This window comes from Microseira wollei NIES-4236 (assembly GCF_020521235.1).
Lineage (GTDB): Bacteria > Cyanobacteriota > Cyanobacteriia > Cyanobacteriales > Aerosakkonemataceae > Microseira > Microseira wollei.
This window is the reverse complement of the sequence record NZ_BLAY01000137.1, coordinates 21648-27647: the sequence shown is the minus strand read 5'-3', so window position 1 is coordinate 27647 and position 6000 is coordinate 21648. Positions and strand designations below refer to the sequence as shown.

Annotated in this window: 5 protein-coding genes and 1 pseudogene; 5 read left to right on the top strand and 1 reads right to left on the bottom strand. The window is 44.9% G+C overall.

What is annotated here, in order from left to right:
• Together MiSe_RS34205 and MiSe_RS34200 are read left to right on the top strand one after the other, a co-directional pair.
• Positions 1-3358 (top strand): translocation/assembly module TamB domain-containing protein (locus MiSe_RS34205; protein WP_226588542.1); only part of this gene is annotated, 3358 nt, incomplete at its 5' end.
• Positions 3359-3683: 325 nt separating this feature from the next.
• Complete coding sequence (locus MiSe_RS34200) at positions 3684-3878, top strand: hypothetical protein (protein ID WP_226588540.1); 195 nt, start codon at positions 3684-3686, stop codon at positions 3876-3878.
• Positions 3879-3917: 39 nt separating this feature from the next.
• On the opposite strand, the gene MiSe_RS34195 is transcribed toward MiSe_RS34200, so the two are convergent.
• The gene (locus MiSe_RS34195) at positions 3918-4076 is read right to left on the bottom strand and encodes a hypothetical protein (protein ID WP_226588538.1); all 159 of its coding nucleotides are present in this window, start codon (positions 4074-4076) and stop codon (positions 3918-3920) included.
• 321 nt (positions 4077-4397) lie between these two features.
• Here MiSe_RS34195 and MiSe_RS34190 point away from each other — a divergent pair, with 321 nt between their 5' ends.
• From MiSe_RS34190 to MiSe_RS34185, 3 genes and pseudogenes are all read left to right on the top strand, one after another.
• Positions 4398-4550: a helix-turn-helix domain-containing protein gene (locus tag MiSe_RS34190; RefSeq protein ID WP_226588536.1), complete on the top strand. Its 153-nt coding sequence runs from the start codon at positions 4398-4400 to the stop codon at positions 4548-4550.
• A pseudogene (locus MiSe_RS54470) lies at positions 4541-4618 on the top strand (helix-turn-helix domain-containing protein); the annotation flags it as partial. The gene MiSe_RS34190 and the pseudogene MiSe_RS54470, both read left to right, overlap by 10 nt.
• 48 nt (positions 4619-4666) lie before the next feature.
• Positions 4667-5833: an NB-ARC domain-containing protein gene (locus MiSe_RS34185; RefSeq protein WP_226588534.1), complete on the top strand. Its 1167-nt coding sequence runs from the start codon at positions 4667-4669 to the stop codon at positions 5831-5833.
• Positions 5834-6000: the final 167 nt, after the last annotated feature.

Genomic DNA, 6000 nt, shown 5'->3' with positions numbered 1-6000 from the left:
ACAAGCCGCAGGTAGCCTAGACTCATTCCAACCAAAAGATATTCAAGCCTCAGCTAGAGGCAGCTTAAATATTGCCGGCGGCAATATCCAAATTCAACAAGCACAATTAAACGAAGGTCGCTGGCAAGCATCGGTTGCCAATGTTTCCGGCATCGAATTAAGCCGAATTAATAATCAATTACGCGGACAACTCAACGGAGAAAATCTCCAGTTAGCCGGTAACGTTAATTCCTTCAGACCTGCCGATATTCAAGTTGCAGGAACTGCCAATTTCTCCCAAGGAATTGGCCCGATAGATGGCGCATTAGCTGCCACTTTTTCCTGGAACGGACAGCAGTTGCAAATTCAGCAAGCAACAGCACCGGGATTAAATGCTAGAGGAGTCGTTGCGGTGAGATTTAATCCAGCCGGAACGCCGCAAATTGGGAACTTTGATTTAAATGTGGCGGCGCAGGATTTGAACTTGCGATCGCTTCCCCTAAATCTCCCCAATAATATAGCATTAGCAGGTCGTGCCGACTTTTCCGGTCGCGTATCGGGAACCCTAACCAATCCCAACGTCAATGGGCAATTAGAACTGCGGAATTTAGTCGTAAATAACCTAGCCTTTGAATCGCCTTTGCGGGGAAATATTCAAACGCAGCAAGGCAGAGGGGTCGGATTAGATTTAGCGGGGACAAGAGACAGAATCGCCCTCCAACTCGACCGCAATAACCGTCCAGAAACCTTCTTAATCCAAAGGGATGGTGCTGTAGCAGAAGGTAGAATGCAAGGCGATGAATTAATCGCCAACCTGCGAAACTTGCCGATAGAATTGGTAAGAAATACAATTGGGTTACCGCCAGCATTAGCAAACCAACAAGTTTCGGGAACCGTCTCCGGAAACTTTACCCTCAACTTAAATGACTTTAGCGTTTCTGGTAATAACGTTGCATTTTCAAACGCCCAAATAGGCAAACTCACCGGATATCAAATTGCAGGCGGTAGTTTCAACTATCGCAACGGCAGATTAGAAATTACCGGCGGTGAATTGCAGCGGGGCGACAGTCGATATGCTTTTACAGGACGTTTAATTCAAACGCCTGCTGGACCTCAATTTGACGGGATAATTCAAGTCACCCAAGGCGATATTCAAGAAGTTTTAAAAGTCGCCCGGTTGTTTAATTTATTAGACTTTGAACAAGGTCGCGGACAACGTTATGCTAGAGCAGCAGCAGTGCAATTACCATCAGTAGGCGTACCAGGAGAACGCCTGGAAAACCAACTGCGTCGCTTTTCCGAAATTGAAGCATTGCGACAACAACAACGGGAAATCGCCCGTCAAGCTTCCCCCCTACCTACCTTAGACGATTTAGAGAAATTAACCGGAACTTTTAGCGGTAGCATCGAAGTTGCCAACGCTGCGCCATCCGAGTTAAGAAATTTACGGCTAAGCTACAACCTCCAAGGTCAAAATTGGCGCTTGGATGAATATAGAATTAAACTCGACCGCGTTATCGCCCAAGGCAGTTTTGCGAATGGAATCTTTACCGTTTCCCCCTTGCGAATTGAAACAGAACAATCCCTACTTGCGTTTTCCGGTAATTTGGGATTGCAACAACAAGCAGGGCAATTAGAAGTTAGAAACTTCCCCGTCGCGGTGCTAAGAAATTTTGTGCCTTTACCCTTCGATTTGACCGGAAATTTAAATGCAAACGCCACATTATCCGGCAATTTAGCCAACCCGCAAGTCAGCGGCAATTTAGAATTAGTCGGAGGAACTCTCAATCAAACTCAGGTGCAATCTGCACGAGCCGATTTCGATTACAATAATGCCCGATTGGACTTTCAATCGCAAGTATTGGTGGCGGGGCCAGAACCGATTAATATTAGAGGTAGCGTGCCTTACGAATTGCCTTTTGCTGCGGTTAAACCGGATAGCGATCGCATCACCTTAGACGTAAGCTTGCAAAATGAAGGCTTGGCATTATTAAATTTATTCACCCGAAGACAAGTCGAGTGGGTATCCGGTGTCGGACAACTACAACTGCAAGTGGGAGGAACCCTGCAACAACCCGTACTTACAGGGTTTGCGACGGTACAAAATGCTACCTTGCGCGCGCAACTGCTGCAAGGGCAACCGCTAACAAACGTGACGGGGACGGTGCGATTTGAACGCGATCGCATCATCATCTCTCCTCAAGAACCCCTACAAGGTCAGTATAGTCAAGGACAAGTAGTCCTAGGGGGAGTTCTACCAATTACCAGTCCGCTTTCGCGTAACGACCCCGATGCAGCAAATCCACTTACCGTCACTTTAAACCAACTGGCGCTCAATCTCAGAGGGCTGTACCAAGGTCAGGCAAATGGTAATGTGGCAATTACCGGCACGGCGTTAAACCCCGATAACCCTCCCACAATTGGCGGCAGCGTCGAACTAACCAATGGTAGGGTGTTTTTGTCCCAAGCTGGGGATGGGAGTACGCCTGCTGCGGGTGGAGGCGGTACGGGTGGCGAGGGCAATATTATCCCAGAATTCAATAATTTACTGTTAACTTTAGGGCGGGGTGTAGCAGTCGCCCAACCTCCGATTCTCAGCTTCCAAGCCAGAGGTAATCTAACAATAAATGGCTCTTTAAACAACATTCAACCTGACGGTATCATCCGACTAGAAAGCGGTCAAGTCAATCTATTTGCCGCCCAATTTAACCTAGCACGAGGTTACAATAATACCGCTGAATTTACCCCCGACAGAAAACTCGATCCGCTGCTGAATGTGCGGTTAACAACTACCGTTCCAGAAGTCACCCGCAGTCGCCTTCCCTCTACCAACGTCGCCTCAGAAATTAGCGACGACCTTTCTACCGACGCCGGTGCATTGCGGACGGTTCGCATTCAAGCCACAATTATTGGCCCCGCGAGTCAAATTACTGATAACCTGGAATTAACCAGCAATCCACAGCGCACCCGTGAGGAAATTGTATCCTTAATTGGTGGTGGATTTATCCAAACTTTGGGACAGGGAACCGAAAGTAGTTTGGGACTTGCTAACTTAGCCGGATCGGTCATATTGCCCGGTCTTCAAAGCACAATTAGTTCAATTGGTCAAGCTATCGGTTTAAGTGAATTGCGGATATTTCCCACAGCGATTACTTCCGAACGCGGTCGCGACCAAAGTAACTCAACGCTAGGTTTAGCAGCAGAAGCTGGGATTGATATTACTAATAATTTATCCGCTTCGGTGTTGAGGATTTTAACCAGCAATCAGCCGACTCAATTCAACTTGCGCTATCGAATTAATAACGAGTTTCTCTTACGCGGTTCCACTGATTTTTCTGGCGATACAAGAGCAGTAATTGAGTTTGAAAGGAGATTTTAGTATGGGTGGTTTTTACCAAACAATCTGTAACAGATGCCAAAGATATTGTTAGATCGAATCCTTTAGCATCGAAATTACTTTTCTTTCTTCTTTTTCTCTGCGTCCCCATTAGAACGACCGATGGTACAGACTCGACTGGAGATCAAATCCGCCAACATCTGATATAATGTCCGGTCGATTACCCTTAATTAGGAGTAGGGACACGGCATCATTAACGTTATCTGTTTTTCCGAGATTTCTATCCTGCCGTGTCCCTACGCAGCAACGCGGTGAGGTTTTATTACGGGTGATTCAACGGACATGATATGACAAAGCAATTGCGAGTTTGGAAATTGGATTGAGGGACGGCGAACCTGTTTTGCAAAATCGCCTTTTCCCCCTAATTTTTTTGTCAACCTTTCAGCCAACCCACATGGTGGATATTGAGTCTACCATGTCCGGTAGCTATCGTAACAAGAATGTCCCCCATCCCCAACCCAAGTACCGTAGGTTGGATGCTTATAGTCACAAACCTCATTGAGATGATGACGATTCTCTCTCCACTCAGGGTTATTTATTGTCATATTTGTTGTAACAGTTGCTCCATCTTTTCCCGCTCCCACACCCGTTTGAGTTTGTATAGTAGATTGCCGCGATCCACAGATAACAACGTCATTTTGACGCTCCAGACGAGCAGATGTATTTCTTCCCTACCGATCCCTACAAAAGCCGTCTGCATCAAACTGGTTTATGTCAGAAATCTTGTAGGTTACTCGTCTTTGTCCTGGTAGTAGTGGGGTTGCGAAAGCAGCTTCTCCAATCGCGCTAGTTGCTACTAAAGCGCAGACTACGGAAGACATTAGTGCAGTTAGGCAAGATGATCTCAACATATCTCTCACATTTTATTCCTTTTATACAGTTATATTTATAATTTAGATTTTTGCCCATTCTAAAAGGTATCTTTTGGTATCTAATTTTGATTTTATTATGCTCGGCAATAAAATAATTAAGCACAGGATTCAGTTCCATAAGGTGGCAAAAAGTAGGAAAAAGTAGGAGAATGGTAAAAAATTATACCTCGCCGCAGCCTATGGATGTTCAAGAAGTCTTAAAATTAGCAGATGAACTAGCGCTGAACAAGACAGGAAAATATCTTGACGACATTCAAAAGGCTACAGGGGGATTTGGGAACGAAAAAAATACTTGGAGATAGCAAAAGCTTGCAACTGTAGCGAGACTCACGTTAAGAAAGTAGCATCAAAATTATTCAGGCTATTCTCAGAAACAATAACTGATAAAAATCTTAAAAAGACTAACTTTAGAGCAACAATGGAAAGGTATCAAAGTTGTAACGTTGCCAATTTCAATGACGTTGTAAATGTTGGTAACATCAATACCTTCTGCGGAGAGGCAAGACATACCCCAGGAGTCAGACAACACTCACCCAATACACAAACTTCAGACAGAGGTGACACCCAACAAAAACCGCGATTTGATTTAAGAGATGCACCTGATATCAAAACCTTCTACGATCGCACCCCCTCTCCTTTGAGCATCCTCCAAAGTGCGATCGCACACCAACACTGCCGTTTAGTCGCCATCTCAGGCATGAGAGGAATAGGAAAAAGCGCGATCGTCCGCCACGTCATCCGGCAAATTCAAAGTCAATTTGATTGCATCATCTGGCGGAGTCTCCGCACTTCCCCACCCCTGGAAACAACCCTCAAAAACCTGATTCAATTTCTCTCGAATCAACCAGAAATTAACCTCCCCGCTAACACGGATTCTCAGCTTTCAATGCTGATAGAATTATTGCGCGACTATCGCTGTCTCATCATCTTAGATGACGTGCAGCAAATTCTCAGCAGCGGGCAACTTGCAGGCTATTATAAACCCGGATATGAAAACTACGGAACCTTATTTAAACTCATCGGCGAAATCCCCCACAACAGCTGCTTAATCCTCAATAGTTGGGAACCCCCTTTAGACATCCTCACATTCACCGACGATAATTCAGCAGTCTGTTTATTACAGTTAACTGGTTTAGGTGAAGCAGCAACAGAACTTCTGAGAGAAAAGGGTTTATTGGATGAGGAGCAATGGTCAGAATTGATTAACCTGTATCAAGGTAATCCCCTCTGGTTAAAATTAGTTGCTCAAACCAACAACTTATTTAGCGGTAGAGTATCTCAATATTTGAGCTATGAACCAGTGTTTTTATGCGATGAATTGACGCTGATTTTGCAGCAGCATTATCAGAGGTTGTCCGAGATAGAAAAACAGGCGATCGCTCTTTTTAACAAGGAAAACACACCCGTTTCCCTTCGCCAACTGTTAGATAAATCTCAAGTACCGCGCGCTGAATTATTCAAGGCTATCCAATCATTAGTCAGGCGCGCTATAATTGAAAAAGATGTACGAGATGGTGAGACTGTTTTCAGCGTTATAATTGCGGTTAAACAGTATGTAAAAACGGTGGCGGATAGTGGGAAATAGTTCTGGGAATGAGACCGACGACATTGTGAGCGATCCGAGCATAAATTATTTGAGGGCTATGTCCTTGATTCTATTAATGTTCTGTGGGTACTTTATTCTAATTTCTCGCTTAAATCGAACTCCCCTACCGCAGAATTTGAGTTGATGCTTGATTTCTTGATGCTTGT

Bases quoted from the DNA above. Each gene is read 5' to 3' on its own strand.
- MiSe_RS34195 (WP_226588538.1), bottom strand. From the start codon at position 4,076: ATGCAGACGGCTTTTGTAGGGATCGGTAGGGAAGAAATACATCTGCTC.
- MiSe_RS34190 (WP_226588536.1), top strand. From the start codon at position 4,398: ATGGTAAAAAATTATACCTCGCCGCAGCCTATGGATGTTCAAGAAGTC.
- MiSe_RS34185 (WP_226588534.1), top strand. From the start codon at position 4,667: ATGGAAAGGTATCAAAGTTGTAACGTTGCCAATTTCAATGACGTTGTA.